Annotated in this window: 17 protein-coding genes; 10 read left to right on the plus strand and 7 right to left on the minus strand. The window is 73.4% G+C overall.

Annotated features, from left to right (window positions below; genetic code table 11):
- Positions 1–55: 55 nt before the first annotated feature.
- The 7 genes from ACGFZP_RS38155 to ACGFZP_RS38185 all read right to left on the minus strand — a co-directional run bounded on the left by ACGFZP_RS38155 (position 56) and on the right by ACGFZP_RS38185 (position 8,059).
- Positions 56–922, minus strand: coding sequence for a TauD/TfdA dioxygenase family protein (locus ACGFZP_RS38155; protein WP_392941673.1), 867 nt, complete (start codon positions 920–922; stop codon positions 56–58).
- An 89-nt stretch (positions 923–1,011) separates the two neighbouring features.
- Complete coding sequence (locus tag ACGFZP_RS38160) at positions 1,012–2,313, minus strand: FAD-dependent oxidoreductase (protein WP_392941676.1); 1,302 nt, start codon at positions 2,311–2,313, stop codon at positions 1,012–1,014.
- Complete coding sequence (locus ACGFZP_RS38165; protein WP_392941678.1) at positions 2,310–4,022, minus strand: prenyltransferase/squalene oxidase repeat-containing protein; 1,713 nt, start codon at positions 4,020–4,022, stop codon at positions 2,310–2,312. Before ACGFZP_RS38165 ends, ACGFZP_RS38160 begins: the two co-directional genes overlap by 4 nt.
- A gap of 43 nt (positions 4,023–4,065) precedes the next feature.
- On the minus strand, positions 4,066–5,052 hold the full coding sequence (locus ACGFZP_RS38170; RefSeq protein WP_392941681.1) for a UbiA family prenyltransferase: 987 nt from the start codon (positions 5,050–5,052) through the stop codon (positions 4,066–4,068).
- Between the two features lies 1 nt (position 5,053).
- On the minus strand, positions 5,054–6,079 hold the full coding sequence (locus tag ACGFZP_RS38175; RefSeq protein ID WP_392941684.1) for a polyprenyl synthetase family protein: 1,026 nt from the start codon (positions 6,077–6,079) through the stop codon (positions 5,054–5,056).
- Positions 6,076–6,924 carry a fumarylacetoacetate hydrolase family protein gene (locus tag ACGFZP_RS38180; protein ID WP_392941687.1) on the minus strand — a complete coding sequence of 283 codons (849 nt, stop codon included), beginning with the start codon at positions 6,922–6,924 and terminating at the stop codon, positions 6,076–6,078. Before ACGFZP_RS38180 ends, ACGFZP_RS38175 begins: the two co-directional genes overlap by 4 nt.
- Before the next feature lie 67 nt (positions 6,925–6,991).
- Positions 6,992–8,059, minus strand: coding sequence for a cytochrome P450 (locus tag ACGFZP_RS38185; protein ID WP_392941689.1), 1,068 nt, complete (start codon positions 8,057–8,059; stop codon positions 6,992–6,994).
- Positions 8,060–8,813: 754 nt separating this feature from the next.
- Between ACGFZP_RS38185 and ACGFZP_RS38190 the strand changes: the two genes are divergently transcribed.
- The 10 genes from ACGFZP_RS38190 (at position 8,814) to ACGFZP_RS38235 (ending at position 19,183) form a co-directional block, all read left to right on the plus strand.
- Positions 8,814–10,352, plus strand: coding sequence for a class I adenylate-forming enzyme family protein (locus ACGFZP_RS38190; protein ID WP_392941692.1), 1,539 nt, complete (start codon positions 8,814–8,816; stop codon positions 10,350–10,352).
- Between the two features lie 4 nt (positions 10,353–10,356).
- Positions 10,357–10,632, plus strand: a complete 276-nt coding sequence (locus ACGFZP_RS38195; RefSeq protein WP_392941695.1) for an acyl carrier protein — start codon at positions 10,357–10,359, stop codon at positions 10,630–10,632.
- 85 nt (positions 10,633–10,717) lie between these two features.
- Positions 10,718–11,278 carry a flavin reductase family protein gene (locus tag ACGFZP_RS38200; protein WP_392941698.1) on the plus strand — a complete coding sequence of 187 codons (561 nt, stop codon included), beginning with the start codon at positions 10,718–10,720 and terminating at the stop codon, positions 11,276–11,278.
- 120 nt (positions 11,279–11,398) lie between these two features.
- Positions 11,399–12,607 (plus strand): cytochrome P450, encoded by a 1,209-nt coding sequence (locus tag ACGFZP_RS38205; RefSeq protein WP_392941700.1) that lies wholly within the window; start codon positions 11,399–11,401, stop codon positions 12,605–12,607.
- 126 nt (positions 12,608–12,733) lie between these two features.
- Positions 12,734–13,585, plus strand: coding sequence for an alpha/beta fold hydrolase (locus tag ACGFZP_RS38210; RefSeq protein ID WP_392941702.1), 852 nt, complete (start codon positions 12,734–12,736; stop codon positions 13,583–13,585).
- Between the two features lie 44 nt (positions 13,586–13,629).
- Positions 13,630–14,346: a tryptophan 2,3-dioxygenase family protein gene (locus ACGFZP_RS38215; protein WP_392941705.1), complete on the plus strand. Its 717-nt coding sequence runs from the start codon at positions 13,630–13,632 to the stop codon at positions 14,344–14,346.
- Between the two features lie 38 nt (positions 14,347–14,384).
- Complete coding sequence (locus tag ACGFZP_RS38220) at positions 14,385–15,956, plus strand: tryptophan halogenase family protein (protein ID WP_392941707.1); 1,572 nt, start codon at positions 14,385–14,387, stop codon at positions 15,954–15,956.
- A 35-nt stretch (positions 15,957–15,991) separates the two neighbouring features.
- Positions 15,992–16,246 (plus strand): DUF6059 family protein, encoded by a 255-nt coding sequence (locus ACGFZP_RS38225; RefSeq protein WP_392941710.1) that lies wholly within the window; start codon positions 15,992–15,994, stop codon positions 16,244–16,246.
- A 64-nt stretch (positions 16,247–16,310) separates the two neighbouring features.
- Complete coding sequence (locus tag ACGFZP_RS38230; protein WP_392941712.1) at positions 16,311–17,330, plus strand: 4-hydroxy-3-methylbut-2-enyl diphosphate reductase; 1,020 nt, start codon at positions 16,311–16,313, stop codon at positions 17,328–17,330.
- Entirely contained in the window at positions 17,330–19,183 is a 1,854-nt protein-coding gene (locus ACGFZP_RS38235) for a 1-deoxy-D-xylulose-5-phosphate synthase (protein ID WP_392941715.1), read from the plus strand. The genes ACGFZP_RS38230 and ACGFZP_RS38235 overlap by 1 nt, the downstream gene beginning before the upstream one ends.
- Positions 19,184–19,301 lie beyond the last annotated feature (118 nt).

A 19,301-nucleotide genomic window follows, 5' to 3' on the forward strand; every position in this document is an offset into this window, starting at 1 on the left:
CACTTGCGTGCACATGAGAACGGGCCGTCCGTCGGATCCGTCGCGGGGAGGGTCGTCAGTAGGACTCCTTCGCGTTCATCCGGCCCGGGGCGTAGCGCTCCCCCGGCTTGGGCTGGTACTGCTCCCAGCGGGCCTCGTTCCCGGTGGGCGTGTCGCCGAGGACGACGACGCGGTAGCCCGTACGGCGCTCCGTGTAGTCGTCGACGGCGTAGTGCTGGGTGACGCGGTTGTCCCAGATCGCCACGTCGCCCGGCCGCCACTGGTAGCGGCAGGTGAACTGCGGCGAGGTGGCGAACTCGGCGAGGTACTGCAGGAGCGCGTCGCTCTCGTTGCGGCTGAGCTGGGCGATGTGCGAGGTGTGGGCCCGGTTCACGAACAGGGCCCGGCGCCCGGTCTCCGGGTGGACCCGGACGACGGGGTGCTCCGCCCGGCTCTCCAGCCCCGGAATGCGGATGGCGTGGACGGCGGTCAGCCCGTCCAGCAGCTCCCGCAGCGGGGCGGACAGCGCCTCGTAGGCCAGGTACTGGTTCGACCACATGGTGTCGCCGCCCACGCCGGGGCTGCGGACGATCTGCAGGACGGACCCGATCGGCGGGTTCGGCGAGTAGGTCATGTCGGTGTGCCAGATGGGGATCTTGCCGTCCTGCTCCGAGTCGATGATCTGGATCTCGGGGTGCCCGTCGAGGTGGGGAAGGTAGGGGTGGACCTCCAGCTCCCCGAAGCGCCGTCCGAAGGCGGTGCGCGACTCGGGCGACCACCCCTGCTGGTCCGGGACGAAGAGCACCAGGTGCTCCAGCAGCAGCCGGCGCAGTTCGGCGAACTGCCCGTCCGTGATGTCCTCCAGGCGCAGCCCGTGGATCTCCGCGCCCAGAGCCGCGGTCAGCGGACGGACCTCGAAGGCCGCCTTGCGTGTGTCCGACATCGTGTCAACCCTTCCAGTCGTTGCGGCTGTTCCAGCCCTGAACGGTTCCTGCCTGCACGGTCTCGTCCCCGTGTGCTGCGGAACGCCGGTCATCTCGTACCGAGGAGGGGCATCGCCGCCCGGCGCTCGGGCAGCACCCCGAACTGGACGAGCCGGTCCAGCGGGCCCAGCGGACGCATGCCGAGGCCCGACATGTTGTAGGTCGTCAGATAGCGCAGCCGCCCGCTCCGCGCCGTCCCGCTGAGCAGGCGCCGACCGAACACCCGCCCGCTGCGCGAGGTGCTGGTCATCATCCGCGCGGCGTTGTGGCTCATGGTGTGGATGCCCTTGATCCGCTCCAGGCGTTCCGTCTCGTAGGCGCGCAGCGCCGCGTCGGCCGCCGCCGGGCTCGCGAGGTCCGCGCCGGCCAGCCGGGAGGCGAGCGCGGCCGCGTCGCCGATGGCCGTGTTCATCCCCTGCGCCGCGAGCGGATGCACGCCGTGCGCGGCCTCCCCGATCAGTGCGATGCCCGGCCGCACCAGGGAGGGTGCGCGGAACTGGAACACCGGCAGCAGCTGCCGGCTGTCCAGACCGTCCTGGAGCGCCCCGGCCAGCGGGCCGAGCGCGGGTACGTCGGCGAGGAGCACCTCGCACCACTGCCGCAGCCGCGCCCGGTCGGCCTTCCGCAGCTCGTCCGCCGCCACCTGGACGTAGACCCGGATCCGGTCGTCCGGCAGCGGATAGACCATCACCAGCCCCCGGTCGGTGACGTAGGCGGACACCTCGTCGGCCACCGGCGGCTTCCCGGAGAGCTCGAAGCAGAGCAGCCGGTGGCCGTACGCCACCGGGTCCGCGGTCATCCCGGACAGCCGGCGCAGGCGCGAGGACCTGCCGTCGGCGGCCAGCACGACCCGGGCCCGGATCTCGCGCCCGCCGCCGGCCCGCACACCCGTGACGCGGCCGTGCCCGTCCCTCAGCAGGTCGTCGACCAGGACGCCGCCCTCCCGGCGCACGGTGGGGCCCAGGGACTCGCCCAGGCACTCCAGGATCGTCGCGTAGTCGTGGGCCAGCATCCAGGAGCGCTCGGTGTCGAGCTGGCCGAAGTCCATGGCGAGCAGTTCGGAGCCGTCGTCCCTCCGGGCGACCAGGCGGTTGAGCCGCACCGCCCGCCTGGCCTCCAGCCCCCGGAGCACGCCCCAGTCGTGCAGGAGGTTCAGCGAGCCCGGCTGGAGGACCTCGCCCTTCGCGACCGGGGGCTGGTACCGCTGCTTCTCCACCAGCAGGACGTCGAGTCCGAGCCGGCCGAGCGCGCAGGCCGCCGCCAGGCCGGCGACGCCGGCGCCGCAGATCACGATGTCCGCGTCCACCGGACCGGCGGTCCGCCGCCCGGTCGCCTGCTGCCCTGTCGTCATCGTGTCCCCCCTCCTTCGTGGCGGTCGGCCGCCAGGCCGGCCCGGTAGGCTCCCAGCGCCTTCAGCGCGAGTCCGTGGACGATCAGGCCGTCCACGTAGTAGGCGAAGTTCCGGATGTGCATGCAGACCTGCCCGGCCTGCCACAGGCCGTCCGGCCGCTGCGCCGCCAGGATCCAGTCGGCCGCGCCGCGCACCTGCGGGTCGTCGGCCGGCACCCCGGAGGCGAGCAGCGCCCGCAGGGCCCAGGCGGTCTCCTCGACCGTCCCCGGCGAGGGGTCGTCACCGGGTGTCCCGGTCTCGCCCGGGCCCCAGGAGCCGTCCGCGAGCCGTCCGCGCAGCAGGGCCTCGCGGGCCCGCCGGGCCACCGGGTGGCCGGCGAGTCCGGCCCGGCCGAAGGCGACCAGTGCCAGGGAGGTCCCCGCGGTGAGGCCCCGGTACCACAGCGCCTCGTAGGCGCCGTCCGGCCGCTGGTGGGTGAGCAGCCAGTCCAGGGCGCGGCGGACCGCGGGGTCGTCCGGCGAGGCCCCGCCGTCCAGCAGGGCCTCGACGGACTGGGCGGTGACGTAGGGGCAGGGGCCGTCGTTCGGCAGTGTGGTGTCGGGTACGAAGGTCCCCCACGACCCCTTGCGGTCCTGCCGGGACTCCAGCCAGCGCAGCCCGCGGCGCAGTTCTCCGCCGCCCTCCTCGCCGGCGGGGGCGAGCGCGGACAGCACGTTGGCGCTGTCGAGGAAGTTCGGCCAGCCGCGCGGCCCCTCCCAGCCCCAGCCGCCGGGCGGGGCGTCGAAGACGGGGAACGCCTGGTCCTGCTGGCATCCGCGCAGCCACTGCCGGGCCCGGACGAGGCGTTCGTCGCCGGTGTAGCCGGCGTCCGCCAGGCCGCGGGCCACGTAGGAGCCGCCGATCAGGTCGAGGCCCTGCATGATGTGCCAGGAGCCGTCGGGCTGCACGGTGGACCGGAGGTAGCCGACGGCCTCGGCGACGGCCGCGGGCGGGGCCCCGGCGCAGCTGAGGCCGATGCAGACCACCGCCACCAGCCAGTTGTCCCCGCCGTATCCGCCGCGCTGGTTCTCGCCCCGTTCCACCTGGGCGAGCGCGCGCAGTCCGGCCTGCCGGGACGCGCGCCACAGGAGGCGCCCGAGCCCGGTCGGCGGACTGTGGCGGGCCTGGATGAACGCCATCGCGACGAACGGGGCCACCCGGAAGGAGAGCCGGCCGCGCCACAACCGCGGGGGCAGCAGGAGCAGTTCGAGGGGGATGCGCCGGGAGCCCGTGAGGTCCTCCAGGCCCGCGAGGGCGAGGAAGGTCCTGGCCATGTGGGCCATGCCGGGATCGGTGAGCGCCTCCAGCCCGCCCTGCGCGCGCACCTGGTCCAGGGCGCGGCGCACGGCTTCGCGGTGTCCGTCCGGGTCCAGCAGGTGCAGGGTCGCGGCCGCGACCACGGTGGGGATCAGTTGGGGGGTGGCGCCGGCGACGCCGCCCCACCCTCCGCCCGGGTCCTGGGCGGAGCGCAGCCACCGGGCCCCGCGGTCGATCAGGTCGCGGGAGCGCTCCGGGTCGGCGATGTGCAGGGCGGCCAGCGCGCCGGCCGTGCCCAGGACGGCGGTGGGCCGCCGGTTGGGCCAGGATCCCTCCGGCCGCTGGGCGTCGAACAGGGTCTCGGCGGCGTGCGCGATCGACGCCTCGACACGGGTGTCCACGGCTGAGCTCACGGGAAACGTCTCTCCTTGCTCCCTCGTCAGGGGTCGGCTCGGTTCAGTGGGCGGGTTGCGCGCGGTCCTCCGGAACGAACTCGTGCCCGGAGCGCATCGCGCGCTGGATGGTGATGGTGAGGACGAGCACCGGGAGGAGGATCCCGATCGCCGCGGGCAGCCCGAGGCCGGGGACCAGCAGGGCGTCCGCAAGGACGAGCCGCTCCGCGACCAGCACCTCGTGCGCGCGCAGGGCCGCGTGCTGGGTGAGGGTGCGGCCGGGGGCGAGGACCACCCGGAAGGCCCCGCAGCCGATCAGCGCGGCCAGGAGCACCACGAGGAGGTAGGCCGCGCGGTCGCGCGGCACCAGCGCCGCCCCCGCCGCCGCGGTCGCGACGGCCAGGCCGTAGAGGGCGGCGGCCGTCCGCCCGGCCGTCCGAAGTCCTCTGCGCACGGCGAAGGTGGCGTAGCCGCCCTCGCGGTCCCCGGCGACGTCGCGCAGCGTGCCGACGAGGTTCGAGGCGGCGTCGTGCGCCCAGAACACCACGACGAACGGCAGCAGTTCGGCGGGCGGGAGCGGGACGGCCATCATCGTGCCGAAGGCGAAGGCCGCGCCGGTGAGGGCTCCGCGGACGATGTTGCCCCAGATCCCGCGCGCCTTGAAGAGGCCGTTGTAGGCGAGTGCCCCGCCGATGCCGATCGCCAGCAGCAGGACGGTCCGCCAGTTGACGGCCAGCGCGGCGGCGCAGGCCGCGGCGGCCAGGGCGGCGCCGCAGACGAGCGCCGCCCCGGGCCGCAGCCGGCCCGACGGGATGGGCCGCTGCGGCTTGCTGATGGCGTCGAGGTCCCGGTCGAGGTAGTCGCCGAGGTAGTGGGCGGCCGTCCAGATGGCGGTGGGCACGAACCAGGCGGCGAGCAGTCGGGCGTCGGCGTGCGGGTCGGCGGCCAGGGTCGCGCCGGCGAGCCCGACCAGGCCGGGGTACCAGATCGTGTAGGGGCGCCAGGTGCGCAGGTGCGCGTCCAGCGTGCGGACGAGCCGGGTGGCGCCCATCTCAGAACGCGCGCCGGGACGCGTAACCCGCGATCTCCGCGAGCACGTCGGTGCTCCCGCCCGCCGGAAGGTTGGCGAGGCGGCGCTGCGCGTCGGTGATCAGGTCCGTGGCGACCTGGGCGGCCGCCTCCCGGCCGCCGGTGGTCTCGACGATCGTCCGGAGCAGGGCGAAGGACTCGTCGACGGGGAACTCCCCGTGGAACGCCTGCTCCAGCTGCTTGCGCTCGCCGTCGGTGGCCCGCTGGTAGGCCAGCAGGACCGGCAGGGTCGGCCGGCGGTTCTGCAGGTCGCTCTCCCGGGGCTTGCCGATGAACGCGGCGGTGTCGTCGAAGGCGAGCAGGTCGTCCCGGATCTGGAAGGCGGTGCCCAGGTTCATGCCGAACGTGCCCAGGTCGTCGATCCAGTCCTGCCGGTCGGTGCCGAGGATGGCCCCGATCCGGCAGGCCGACTCGAAGAGCACGCCGGTCTTCAGCTGAGCCATCGTCAGATACTGGTCCGCGGTGCATTCCAGGTCGCCGACGAACTCGGACTCCAGCAGCTGGCCGCGGCACAGGCCCACCCCGGCCGCGGCCATGACCGAGGTCACGGCCACGATGTCGGCGTCCGAGACGCCGGCGGGCCGGGAGCCCGTCAGGGCGGCGAAGGTCTCCAGGATCAGGCCGTCCCCGGCGACGATGGCGGCGGGTACGCCGAAGGCCGCCTTGACGGAGGGGCGACCGCGGCGCACGTCGTCCTCGTCGATGATGTCGTCGTGGATCAGGGTGGCGACGTGCAGGTACTCGATGGCGAGGGCCAGTTCGGCCAGGCCTTCCGGGTTGCCGCCGACGCACCGGGCCGATTCGAGCACCAGGAGCGGGCGCAGCAGCTTTCCGGCCGGGACCAGCGCGTACTCCGCGATCCTGCCGAGCTGGTCGCGGCGTCCGCCCCAGATGTCGAGCAGGTCGCGCTGCAGCGCGTCACCGCCGGCCAGGAACGAGGCGAGGCCCGACAGTTCGGCTTCGCGCGTCACGTTGTTGACGATCGTCATCTCTCGTACTGCCCTTCTTGCGGAATGCCGACGGTCGTGGTGAGGGTGCCGATGTCCTTGATCGCGACCTCGACCCTGCTGCCGACGGGCAGCGGGCCCGAGCCCGCGGGCGTCCCGGTGAGGATCACGTCGCCGGGCAGCAGCGTCATGTGCTCGCTGACCGCGGCGATCACCTCCCGCACCGGGGTGAGGAGGCCGCTGGTGCGGGCGCGCTGCACGGTCTCCCCGTCGACGGTGCAGGTGATCTCGGCGTCCTCCGGGTCGAGGTCCGTGGCGAGCCAGGGGCCGAGCGGCGTGAAGCCGTCGAAGTGCTTGGCCCAGACCGGCGGGTGGCCCGTCGGGGCGGGCCCCCCGGAGCCGTCCGCGGGCGGTTTCGCGTACGCCGTGAGGTCGTTGGCGCAGGTGTACCCGGCCACGACCCGGGCGGCATCGTCCGGTGGCACCCGGGTGCAGCGCACGCCGATCACGACGGCCAGCTCGGCCTCGTACTTCAACTCCCAGGCTGCGCCCGGGTGGTGCACCGTCGCACCGTGGGCGGCCAGCGAGGACGGCGGTTTGAGGACGACGGCGCAGGAGGCGGCGCCGGTGGGACGCCGGCCGGCGGACGGCACGTGGCCGTCCGAGGCGCGGTTGAGCGCGACGCAGGCGATCTTGCTCGGCTCGGCCGGGGGCAGGACGGTGACCTCGTCGAGCGGGCGCGCCCGACCGGCGCCGTCCACCCAGCGGCCGGCCGTCCGGTCGTACGTGACGGGGACGACGGTGTGGCCGCCGGGGCCCTGCTCCAGCCGTCCGTATCCGGGGCGGCCGCGATCGGCCGCATGATCGATATATCGACATATGAGCATGCGCAGTGAACCTTCCTGGCCGGGTCGACCGGGGTGGTGCGGACCTCATCCGGGAACCGGGCGGTCCTCACCAGGCGACGGGCAGCTCCTGCAGGCCCAGGGTGACGTGGCCGCCGCGCCAGCGCAGGCTCTCGGCCGGCACCGCCAGGCGCAGGTCCGGAAAGCGCCGGAGGATCGCCGAGAACACCGTCGTCAGTTCGAGCCGCGCGAGCGCGGCCCCGAGGCAGTGGTGGGCGCCGTGCCCGAACGCGAGATGCGGGTTCGGCTGCCGCGCGATGTCGAACCGCGCGGCGTCGGGGAAGACGGCCTCGTCACGGTTGGCGGCGTTGACGGAGACCTGGACCAGCTCGCCCGCGCGCACCGTTTGCCCGCTCAGCAGGACGTCCTCGGTCGCCACCTGGACGCGGTTGAGGTCGATGACCGGCTGGTGGCGCAGGATCTCCTCGACCGCGCCGTCCAGGAGGGCGGGGTTCTCCCGCAGCGCCGCCAACTGGTCTCCGTGGCGCAGGAGTCGGAGCAGTCCGGCGCTGATCGCGGTCTGCGTCGTCTCCAGGCCGCCCGCGAGGATCACGATCGCCAGCGAGACGAGCTCCTGGTAGCCGAGCCGGCCCTCCTCGTCGTGGGCGTGGACCAGGGAGCTCAGCACGTCGGCGTCCGCGCGGCCGCCCTGCCGGAGGGCCGCGCGCTTCTCCTCCACCGTCCGGGTCACGTGGGTGCTGAGATCCCGCCAGGCCGCCTGGTCGAGCCCGCCGGCGCCCACCGTGGTGATCCGGTCGCACAGGCGGCCGAGCGTGTCGTGGTCGCCGGTCGGGAATCCCAGCAGCTCGCAGATGAGGACGGCCGGCAGCGGCGCGGCGACGTGGCGCACCAGGTCCGCGGGCGGCCCCTCCTTCTCCAGGCCGTCGAGCAGACTCTCCGTCAACTCCTCGACGCGCCCGCGCATTCCGTCGATCTGTCGGACGGCGAACGCCCGGGAGACCAGGCCGCGGAGTTCGAGGTGCGGACGGCCGTCCATGTTCACCGTGCGCATCGCCGCCCCGGCGGCGGCGGCCGGTGCCGCGGCTCCGGCCGAGGCCAGGTCCCGGGTGAACCCCGCACCGGAGAGCACCGTGCGCACGTCGTCGTGGCGGGTCACCAGCCAGGCGGTCCTCCCGTCCGGCAGGCGGACGCGGGAGACGGGTTCCGCGCAGCGTAACCGGTCGAGTTCGGGCGGGACCTCACCCGCGTGGTCGGCTGCACTGGGGTAGTCGGCGACGTGATCCACAGGATGAATTCCGATCTGCGCACGCTCGCTGCGGAGCGCGCGCCGAAGCAGCCCGCGGCAGGGTGCGCCGCGCGGCACGGGCAGACAGGGAATATCGATGGATGTCTGTCAGAGGGAAATGGCCGAAAGCCGGTGATGGTTCGGCCCCGGGAACTCCACGGGGGCACCGGCCTCGACCACGGAAATACAGGAAAAGACCTGTAAGGTGATGTCAAACGCCATTTCAGACCCCCGTGGCTAGAGCTCGTCGGTCGCGACACCGCGCCCCGGAACCGAAGATCCGGTCGGCCCGGATTTCTTTCGCTTGTATCGCTTGCGTATCAATGGCAACACTGCCCCGCGACCCCTGCCGCAACAACCCTCATTTTCGGGGATATGCGGCCGCCGAGAAATGCGCTACAATCCGCCCGCGGTTCGTCCGGATACGCACGCATCGGCGACTCGCCCCTTTCGCCCATTCCGTCCGGATACCTGTGACGGGCTGGCCCAAGGGGGCCCGCACATTAACAGACGACCCTTCGGACGGGTACCCCAGCAAAGTGGGGGTTGTTGGCCCCGGACCCGCCCCGGCAGTGTGCCTGTTGCTGATCACAGACACGAAGGCCGAGACAGGGGAGGTCCGCCGATGTCCTGGATGGCTCTGCTTCTGGAGCGAGGCCGGCAGCGCCACGGCGAGCGGATCGCCGTCCGCGACGGCGACCGGCACATCACCTACGCGGAGCTGGACCGCCGGACCGACCGCCTGGCCGGGGCCCTCCTGGCACTGGGCGTCGAACGCGGCCACCGGGTCGCGGTGGTCTCGCACAACCGCCTGGAGGTGTTCGAGACCTACTTCGCCCTGGGCAAGATCGGTGCGGCCGCCGTCCCCCTCCACTACACCGCCGTGGCCGAGGAGGTGGCCGCCGCCGTCCTGCGGTACGAGGTCTCGGCGGTCGTCGGCGAGGCGGGCCTGCCGGGAACCGCCGACCCCGCCGCCGGCCTCCCCGTCCTGTACTACGACACCGAGGAGTACCGGCGGGCCGTCACCAGCGCCCCCGCCCGACTGCCGGGCGGCGACGTCCCCGACGACGAGCCGGCGTTCATCCTGCAGACCTCCGCCACCACCGGCGACCCCAAGGGCGTCTGCATCGACCACCGCTCCCTGCGGTCCGTGGCCCTCGGCTACCAGGCCGACGTCCGGCCCGACCCGGACCAGGTCTTCCTACACTGCGGGCCGCTGTCCCACGGGGCGATGGTGATCCCCCTCATCTACCTGGCCGCCGGGGCGACCGTCTCGCTCATGCGGATGTTCAGCCCGCAGGAGTGCCTCGCCACGATCCGCCGCCACCAGGTGACCCACCTGTTCGTGGTGCCGGACATGCTCCGCTACCTGCTGAAGGCCCGCGGGCTCGCGTCGGCCGTGCCGTCCGGCCTCCGGGAGATCGTCTACGGCGCGGCACCGATGCCGCGCCCGCTGCTCCTGGAGGCGCACGCGGCGTTCGGCTGCGGGTTCCGCCAGCTGTACGGCCTGACCGAGGCGGGCGGCCCGGTGGTGACCCTCCCGCCCGCCGACCACGACTACACGCCGGGGGAGGCCCGCGGCCGCGCCGCCTCCATCGGCCGGGCGACCATGGGCACGGTGTTCCGCAGCCTGGACGACGAGGAACACCCCTCCCCCACCGGGCGGATCGGCGAGCTGTGGGTGCGCAGCCCCGCCGTGATGCGTGCGTACTGGAAGGACCCCGAGGCCACCGCCGAAGTCCTGCGCGACGGCTGGGTGCGCACCGGGGACCTCGGCACGGTCGACGAACAGGGCTATATCCACCTCACCGGGCGGGTGAAGGACGTCATCGTCCGGGGCGGCCAGAAAGTCTACCCCGCCGAGGTCGAACAGGTGATTCTCCGCCACCCGGACGTCAACGAAGTATGCGTGGTCGCAATACCCGATGCCGAATGGGGGGAATCCCCCGTCGCCTATGTGGTGACAGCCCGACAGGACGCCGAACTTCCGGACTCGCTAAGGGACCTGGCTCGCCGGCACCTGAGCCGGTACAAGCGCCCGGCGGAATTCCGGACCGTTTCGGCGCTGCCGCGCAATGCCGCCGGAAAGATCGACCGGCGCGCACTGCGCGCCACGGCGGCCGGGACGACGGCCGGGACCGCCCGGCCCGGACGGAAGGACTGAGGAAATGGGAAACGCCGGCTCGGAACGCGTCCTCGCCCGCCTGGAGGAACTCCTGGCGGATGTCTGGGACGACCACGTGGAGGGCGAGCCGATCGACCGCGGGGCCTCGCTCCTGGCACTCGGCGTCGACTCGCTGACGCTGACGATCCTGCTCGACCGGATGGAAGGCGAGTTCCGCGTCGAATGGGACCCGGAGCATCCCCCCTCCGCCTTCAGTTCGCTGCTGTCCCTCGCCGGATCCGTGACCGCGGAACAGCCGGACGGCGCCGCACGGCCATGACGTCCGGGTGGCCCGGGCCGGGAGCGGCCGACGGCCGCCGCCCCGACGGGCCCGACACCCGCCAGACACCAGCAGAGGATCTCCCGTGGAAGCCACTCGCACCGCTGCCGCCCGTCCCGGACCACTGCACGGCGAGCACCACCCGGTCGGCGCGGACGCGTTCCGGTCGCTGATGAGCTCCTTCCCCACCGGGGTGGCGGTCGTGACGGGCACCGGCCTGGACGGCTCGCCCCGGGGCGTCACCTGCTCCTCGCTCAGCAGCGTCGCCCTCGACCCGCCGACCCTGCTCGTCTGCCTGAAGACCGGCGGCAGCACCCTGGAGGTGATCCGGACCCGGAGGTGGTTCGCGGTCAACCTGCTGAACGCGCGGGCCCGCGCCGCCGCGGAGGTGTTCTCCTCCCCCGTGGCGGACCGCTTCGCGCAGGTCCGCTGGCGGCCGACCGGGACGGCGGGGCTGCCGTGGTTGCACGAGGACGCCCTCGCCGTCGCGGAGTGCGCCGTCACCGGGCTGCACCCCGTCGGCGACCACACCGTCGTGCTCGGCGAGGTGGCTGGCCTGGAGCTCCGACCGGACGTACCGCTGCTCTACGGGATGAGGCGGTTCTCGGCCTGGCCGGCCGGACCCGCCGAGCCGCCCGGGCCCTGACCCGGACGTGACCCCGGCCCGACCTGGCCCCGGCCTGGCCCCGGCCCCGGCTGCTCCGGTCCGGGCCGCCGACCGCACCGAGTGCCGACCGAACCTGACCGACCCGAGGGGGACCCCGCGATGACCGCAACCGAGCCCGGCCTCGGACTGGCCGACCAGTCCGGCGATGCCGAGGCGACCCTGGCCTGGTTCCGACGGATGAGGGCGCAGGAGCCCGTCAGCCACGACGAGCAGGCCGGCGTCTGGCACGTCTTCCGCTACGCCGAGGCCGAGCAGATCCTGGCCGACTCGACCGTCTTCTCCTCCGACTTCAGCGATATCACCCCCTCCCAGGAGGACGTCGACCTCTTCTCCCGGGGCAACCTCATCCGGAAGGACCCGCCCGACCACCGCAAGCTGCGCACCCTGGTGAGCAAGGCGTTCACCCCGCGGGTGGTGGCCCGGCTCCAGCCCCGTATCACCGCCATCACCGGGGAGCTGCTGGACGCGGTCAAGGGCTCGGACCGGATCGAGGTGGTCTCGGACCTCGCCTACCCGCTGCCGGTCATCGTCATCACCGAGCTGCTGGGCATCCCCGCCGAGGACCGCGCGACCTTCCGCCGGTGGGCCGAGGACCTGGTGTCGCCGAAGGGGCAGACCGGCGGCCTCATCCCCAACGAGGCCCGGGTCCAGTCCATGGCGGCGGTCATGCGCGAGATGAACCCGTACTGCCTGGAGCACATCCGCTCCCGGCGGGCCCGGCCGAAGGACGACCTGATCAGCGCGCTCGCGGCCGCGGAGGTGGACGGACAGCGCCTGGCGGACGAGGAGATGGTCGGCTTCGTCAGCCTGCTCCTGCTCGCCGGCCACATCACCACGACCGTCCTGCTCGGCAACTCCGTGCTCTGCCTGAGCGAGCACCCCGAGGCCGTCGCGGCCCTGCGCGCCGACCGCGGCCTCCTGCCCACCGCGATCGAGGAGGTGCTCCGCTACCGGGCACCGCTGGCCCCGATGACGCGCCGCACCACCCGGGAGGTCGAGATCGGCGGCCGCACCATCGCGGCGGGCGAGATCATCGTCACCTGGCTGTCCTCGGCCAACCGCGACGAGCAGGTGTTCCCCGACCCGGACCGCTTCGACTTCCGCCGCAAGCCCAACCCCCACCTGAGCTTCGGACACGGGATCCACTTCTGCATCGGGGCGCCGCTGGCCCGGCTGGAGACCCGCATCGCCCTGGAGCTGATGCTCGACCGCTGGAGCGGGTTCTCGGCCGCGCCCGGCGTCGAGTTCCACGACGCCCGGGGGATCTTCGGCCCCAAGCACCTGCCGCTCGACCTGAACTGGGCCTGAGCCGGGCCCGGGCCTGGACTGGGCCTGAGCCGGGCCCGGGCCTGGACTGGGCCTGAGCCGGGCCCGGTCACCGGCCCTCCACCGCGCGGCACCGCCGTGCGAACCGATCGAAAGGACGAACCGGACATGGCGACGACCACCGACCCGACCAGCCACCTGCTGGACCTGCCGGGCGCGCGGCTGTGCTACGAGACCAGCGGAACCGGCCCGCTGCTCCTGCTGGTCGGCGCCCCCATGGGCAGCAGGGGCTTCGCGACCATCACGCCGCTGCTCGCCGAGCACTTCACCGTCGTCACCTACGACCCGCGCGGCATCCTGCGCAGCACCGTCGACGACCAGGACGCGGAGGTGACGCTCGACCTGCTGACGGACGACGTCGGCCACCTGCTGGCCGCGCTCGGCGACGAGCCGGCCTATGTCTTCGGCAGCAGCGGCGGGGCCTCCATCGCGCTCGCGCTGCTCACCCGGTACCCCCGGCGGGTCCGGGCGGTGGTCGCCCACGAAGCACCGCTGGTCGAACTGCTCCCGGACGGCGAGCAGTTGCGCGCCGCGCTGGAGGAGGTGTGCGACACCTACGCCGGCACGGGCCGCAACGAGGCGCTGAAGAAGTACGCCGCCCTGACCGGGGTCGAGCGCTTCTCCCGGCCCCCCGGCGGCGGGCGGCACGAGGTGACCGACCTGGAGTCGTTCACCCCGCCGGACGACGTCCGGGCCATCCTCGACCGGTTCTTCCTGCACATCCTGCGCCCCACCGCCTGCTACCGCCCCGACCTGGCCGCGCTGCGGGCCGCGGCCGCCCCCGTCGTGGTGGCGGGCGGCACCGACTCCAAGGGGCAGCTGTCCCACCGTGCCGCGGCCGCCCTCGCCGGGGAGCTCGGCACCGCGCTCGTCGACTTCCCCGGGGACCACACGGGCTTCCAGGGCGAGCCCGAGCCCTTCGTCCGCCTGCTGCGCCAGGTACTCACCGGCACCGCCTGAGCCGACGCAGTGTCATCGACCGAGTACCGCACCTGGAGTGACTCATGACCGATCTGACCTATGCGGACTACCTGCAGGTGAACACCCTGCTCTCGCTCCAGCAGCCACGGACCTCGGGCACGGCCGACCGCGCGGTGGTACTGGCCGAGCACTTCTTCATCGTGGCGCACCAGTCCTGCGAGCTGTGGCTCAAGCAGCTGATCGCCGACCTCGACGCGGTGGTCGACACGCTCGCGTCCGGGTCCGGTGCAGCGGACCTCGAACTGGGCGCGGAGCTGCTGCGGCGGGCCGGCGACCTGCTCCGGGTGCTGCACGAGCAGGTCCTGGTGCTGGAACGCCTGCCGCTGCGGCACTTCGTCGAGTTCCGGCCCTTCCTCGGCACCGCGAGCGGGGCCCAGTCCGAGCAGTTCGCCGGGCTCGCCCGGCTGGTCGGCACCGACCGGCGGGCGGGGGCGCTGTACGAGGCGTTCACGGCCGCCGCGGCACGCTCCGGCCTCTCGGTGGCGCAGGTGTGCCGACTGGGGCCCGAGGCCGGCGGACTACACCGGGTCGCCGAGGCGCTGCTCGACGTCGGCGACGGGCTGTGGCGCTGGAAGGTCGCGCACCTCGGCCTGATGTCGAGGATGGTCGGCGGTGAGCAGGGCACCGGCGGCACCAGCGGCATCGACTACCTGATCCGCCGGATCGTCCTTCCGTTCCCCGAACTGCGCAGCCACCGGGGGCAGGTGCACGCCGCCGAGTTCGCGGGCAGCACGGGCTGAACCTTCCCATCGTCCACAGAAAACCAGGGTGAGGACCAATGATCTCCAGTGTGGTAATCGTCGGTGGCGGTACCGCGGGGTGGATGACCGCCACGTACCTCAAGGCGGCGCTCGGCGACCGGATCGAGGTGACGCTCGTCGAGTCGAAGAACGTCTCGACGATCGGCGTGGGCGAGGCCACCTTCAGCACCGTCCGGCACTTCTTCCAGTTCCTGGGGCTGGCCGAGCACGAGTGGATGCCGCAGTGCCACGCCTCCTACAAGCTCGCCATCCGCTTCGAGGACTGGCGGGCCAAGGGGCACTACTTCTACCACCCGTTCGAGCGGCCGCGGGTCGTGGAGGGCTACTCGCTCGCCGACTGGTGGCTGCACCTGCGCCCGAGCGACCGCTTCGACCACGACGCCTCCGTGCTGGCCGCGCTGTGCGACGCCAAGAGCTCCCCCCGCCACCTCGACGGAACGATGTTCGAGCAGGACTTCGCGGCGGGCCAGGCCGATCCCCGCCGCGCGGCACCGCCCGGACAGGCCACCCAGTTCCCGTACGCCTACCACTTCGACGCCACCCTGCTGGCCCGGTTCCTGGCCGAGTTCGGTGCGAAGCGCGGGGTCCGGCACGTCCGCGACGACGTGCTCGACGTACGCCTCGACGAGGACGGCAACATCCGCGACGTCCTCACCAAGGAGAACGGCGAGCTGGCCGGCGACCTGTTCGTCGACTGCACCGGGTTCCGCGGCCTGCTGCTGAACCAGGCGCTGGGCGTGCCGTTCGTCTCGTACCAGGACACCCTTCCGAACGACAGCGCGGTGGCCCTGCGGGTACCGGTCGACGTGGCGGCCCGGGGCATGCGCCCGTGCACCACGGCCACCGCCCAGGACGCCGGATGGATCTGGACGATCCCGCTGCTCGACCGTCTGGGCACCGGGTACGTCTACGCCAGCGACTACTGCTCGCCGGAGGAGGCCGAACGCACCCTGCGGGAGTTCGTCGGCCCGGCGGCGGAGGACCTCACCGCCAACCACATCCGGATGAGGATCGGGCGCAGCGCCCAGTCCTGGGCGAGGAACTGCGTGGCGATCGGCCTCTCCAGCGGGTTCGTCGAGCCACTGGAGTCGACCGGCATCTTCTTCATCCAGAACGGCATCGAGCAGCTGGTCCGGCACCTCCCCGGCGGCCGGGACGACGAACGGCTCCGCGACGCCTACAACCGGCAGGTCGGCCGGGTGATGGACGGCGTCCGCGAGTTCCTCGTCCTCCACTACTACGCCGCCGCCCGCAACGACAACCAGTACTGGCGGGACGCCAAGAGCCGACCGCTGCCCGACGGCCTCGCCGAGCGCATCGAGCAGTGGCGCACCCGGCTGCCCGACCAGGACTCGGTCTACCCCTACTTCCACGGCTTCGAGCCCTACTCGTACTCCGCCATGCTCCTCGGACTCGGCGGGCTGCCGACCCGGTCGCTGCCGGTGCTCTCCAAGCTCGACGAGACCGCGGCGGTCAGGGAGTTCCAGCTGGTGCGCCGGCAGGCGGAGTCCCTGACCGACCGGATGCCGAGCCAGTACGCCTACCTGGCGCACCAGCACGCCGCCACCCCCGGGCGGTTCGCATCCTGATGGACCGTCACGAAGGCCGCTGGCCGATCAGATTCATGAGGTGGCTGCAACCGGGGCTGGTGACCTTCGGCGCGTTCTGGGGCCTCAACCCGCCGTACGAGTGGCTGACGGCGGGGGAGCCGTACCCGCCGGGGCGCGGCCCCCGCCCCCGGCCCCTCCCCGGGCCCGGCCACCCGGAGCGCCTCATCCCCCATCTGCCGCTCTCGCCCGCCGAGATGGCGCTGTGGAGCCAGCTCGCCTCCGGCGCCCCCGGAATCCCGGAGCCCGGCCGCGCCGACCGGCTGCCCTGACCACCCGCTCCCCCGGCACCGGTTGCCCGACGGCAAACATGTCCCCTGCGTGAAAAGGACTCTGATGGTACGTCAATTACGCTCGGCGGCCTCGGCCGGAGCCGAGACCGAAGGACGGGTCGTGCTGGCCCAGCCGCGAGGCTTCTGCGCCGGGGTGCGCCGCGCCATCGGCATCGTGGAGCGGGCCCTGGACCTGCACGGTGCACCGGTCTACGTCCGCAAGGAGATCGTCCACAACCACCACATCGTCTCCGAACTGGAGAAGCGGGGCGCGGTCTTCGTCGACAGCGAGGACGAGGTGCCCGAGGGTGCCATCTGCGTGTTCTCCGCGCACGGGGTCTCGCCCGCGGTGCGGACCGGCGCCGCGCGGCGCAGCCTGGAGGTCATCGACGCCACCTGCCCGCTGGTCGCCAAGGTGCACCAGGAGGCGCTCCGGTTCGTCCGCGACGGCCGGATCATCCTGCTGGTCGGCCACGCGGGCCACGAGGAGGTCGAAGGGGTCCTCGGCGAGGCCCCCGAACGCACCCTGGTGGTCGAGACGGCCGAGGACGTGCAGCGGCTCGACCTGGCCGACGACACGCCGGTGGCCTACCTCACCCAGACCACCCTGTCGTTCGACGAGACCGCCCGTGTGGTCGAGGCGCTGCGCGACCGGTTCACCGACCTGGTCGGCCCGCACGACGACGACATCTGCTACGCCAGCCAGAACCGGCAGACCGCGGTCAAGGAGCTGGCCGCCGGGCAGGACCTGGTCCTGGTCGTCGGGTCCCACAACTCCAGCAACTCGCTGCGGATGGTGGAGGTGGCCCGGGAACGGGGCTGCGCCGCGCACCTGGTGCCGGACCTCACCCACCTGGACGAGCGGTGGCTGGAGGGCGTGTCGACCGTCGGGATCAGCTCGGGGGCCAGCGCCCCGGAGATCCTGGTCCGCGAGCTGGTCGACCGGTTGGCCGAGCTCGGCTACGGCGGGGTCGAGGTCCAGCAGGGCGCCGTGGAGGATGTCGTCTTCTCCATCCCGGCGCGCCTGGCGGATCCGGTCACCGGCCGGGTGCCGCGCACTCCCCTGGCAGACGAGGTGCACTGATGCCGACCGTCGCACACGCCCACCCGGCCGGCTCGCGGCCGGCGGCCGAGGAGCACGCCGTACCGCCCCTGGAGGACCTCGGAGGACCGGCCGGCGTCCGGGCCCTCTCCCCCGACCAGGCCTGCCGACTGGCGGCGGACATCCGGACGTTCATGGTGGAGGCGGTCACCCGGACCGGTGGGCACCTCGGGCCCAATCTGGGGGTCGTCGAGCTGTCGATCGCGCTGCACCGGGTCTTCGACTCCCCCAACGACCGGATCCTCTGGGACACCGGGCACCAGGCCTACGTGCACAAGATCCTCACCGGCCGCGCCGGCGGCTTCGCCACCCTCCGGCAGGCGGGCGGCCTCTCCGGCTATCCGTCGCGGCAGGAGTCCGCGCACGACGTCATCGAGAACTCGCACGCCTCGACCGTGCTCTCCTGGGCGGACGGGCTGGCCCGGGCGCACCGCCTGAGCGGCGCCGCGGACCGCGTCGTGGCGGTGATCGGCGACGGCGCGATGACCGGCGGGATGGCCTGGGAGGCCCTCAACAACATCGCGGCGGCGCCGGACCGGCCGGTGATCGTGGTGCTCAACGACAACGCCCGGTCCTACGCCCCCACCGCCGGTGCGCTGGCCGGCCACCTCGCTGCCCTGCGCGGCCCCGAGGCCCCGCAGGCCCTGTTCGAGCAGCTCGGGCTGGCCTACCTGGGGCCGGTCGACGGGCACGACATCGCGGCGACCGAAGCGGCACTGCGCCGCGCGGCCGCCCTCGGCCGGCCCGTCGTGGTCCACTGCGTCACCGAGAAGGGCCGTGGCCACGCCCCGGCCGAGCAGGACGAGGCGGACCGCTTCCACGTCGTCCGCGCCAGGGCGAAGCCCGGCCCGGACGGGGACGACTCACCCTCGTGGACGTCGGTCTTCGGCGGCGAACTGGCCGAACTCGGCGCGACCCGGACGGACCTCGTGGCCGTCACGGCGGCCATGCTCGAACCGACCGGACTGAACGAGTTCGCCCGCCGATACCCGGACCGCACCATCGACGTCGGCATCGCCGAGCAGCATGCGGCGACGGCGGCGGCGGGCCTCGCCTTCGGCGGCCTGCACCCGGTGGTCGCGGTGTACGCGACCTTCCTCAACCGGGCCTTCGACCAACTCCTGCTCGACACCGCCCTGCACCGGGCGCCGGTGACCTTCGTCCTCGACCGCGCGGGCGTGACCGGCGACGACGGCCCCTCCCACCACGGGATGTGGGACCTGTCGCTGCTCCAGCTGGTGCCCGGGCTGCGGGTGGCCGCGCCGCGGGACGCCGCCGCCCTGCGGCGGGCCCTGCGCGAGGCGGTCGCCGTGCACGACGGGCCCACCGCCCTGCGCTTCCCCAAGGGCCGCACCGGCCCGGACGTCCCGGCCGTCGAGACCGTCGGCGGCGTGGACGTCCTGCGCCGCGGCGCGACAGCGGACGTCCTCCTCGTCTCGGTGGGCGCGATGGCCGGGGCGTGCCTGGACGCGGCCGACCGGCTGGCCCGGCACGGCGTCGGGGTCACCGTCGTGGACCCCCGCTGGGTCAAACCCGTCCCGCCCGCCGTGGTCGAGCTCGGTCTGCGCCACACGCTGGTCGCCACGGTGGAGGACGGCGGCCGCACCGGTGGCGCCGGACAGGCCATCGCCCAGGCGATGGGCGATGCCGGAGCGGCGGCACCCGTCCGCACCCTCGGGCTGCCGCAGGACTTCCTGGAGCACGGCGCTCGGGACGACATCCTGGCGCGCTGCGGGCTCTCGGGGCAGGGCATCGCCCACACCCTGGGCGAGCTGCTCCACACCGGCCGCGCACGGCCGGGAACCGCCCCCGACCAGTCGACGACAACGAAGTGAGGAGCAAGGTCTCATGCCGGTAGCGCTCGGTATTCCGTCCCTGCCGCTCAAGCCGCTCGCCAAGCGCCGTTTCTCCCGGCAGATCATGGTCGGCAACGTGCCGGTCGGCGGCGACGCG

This window comes from Kitasatospora sp. NPDC048239 (assembly GCF_043202015.1).
Taxonomy (GTDB): Bacteria; Actinomycetota; Actinomycetes; order Streptomycetales; family Streptomycetaceae; genus Kitasatospora.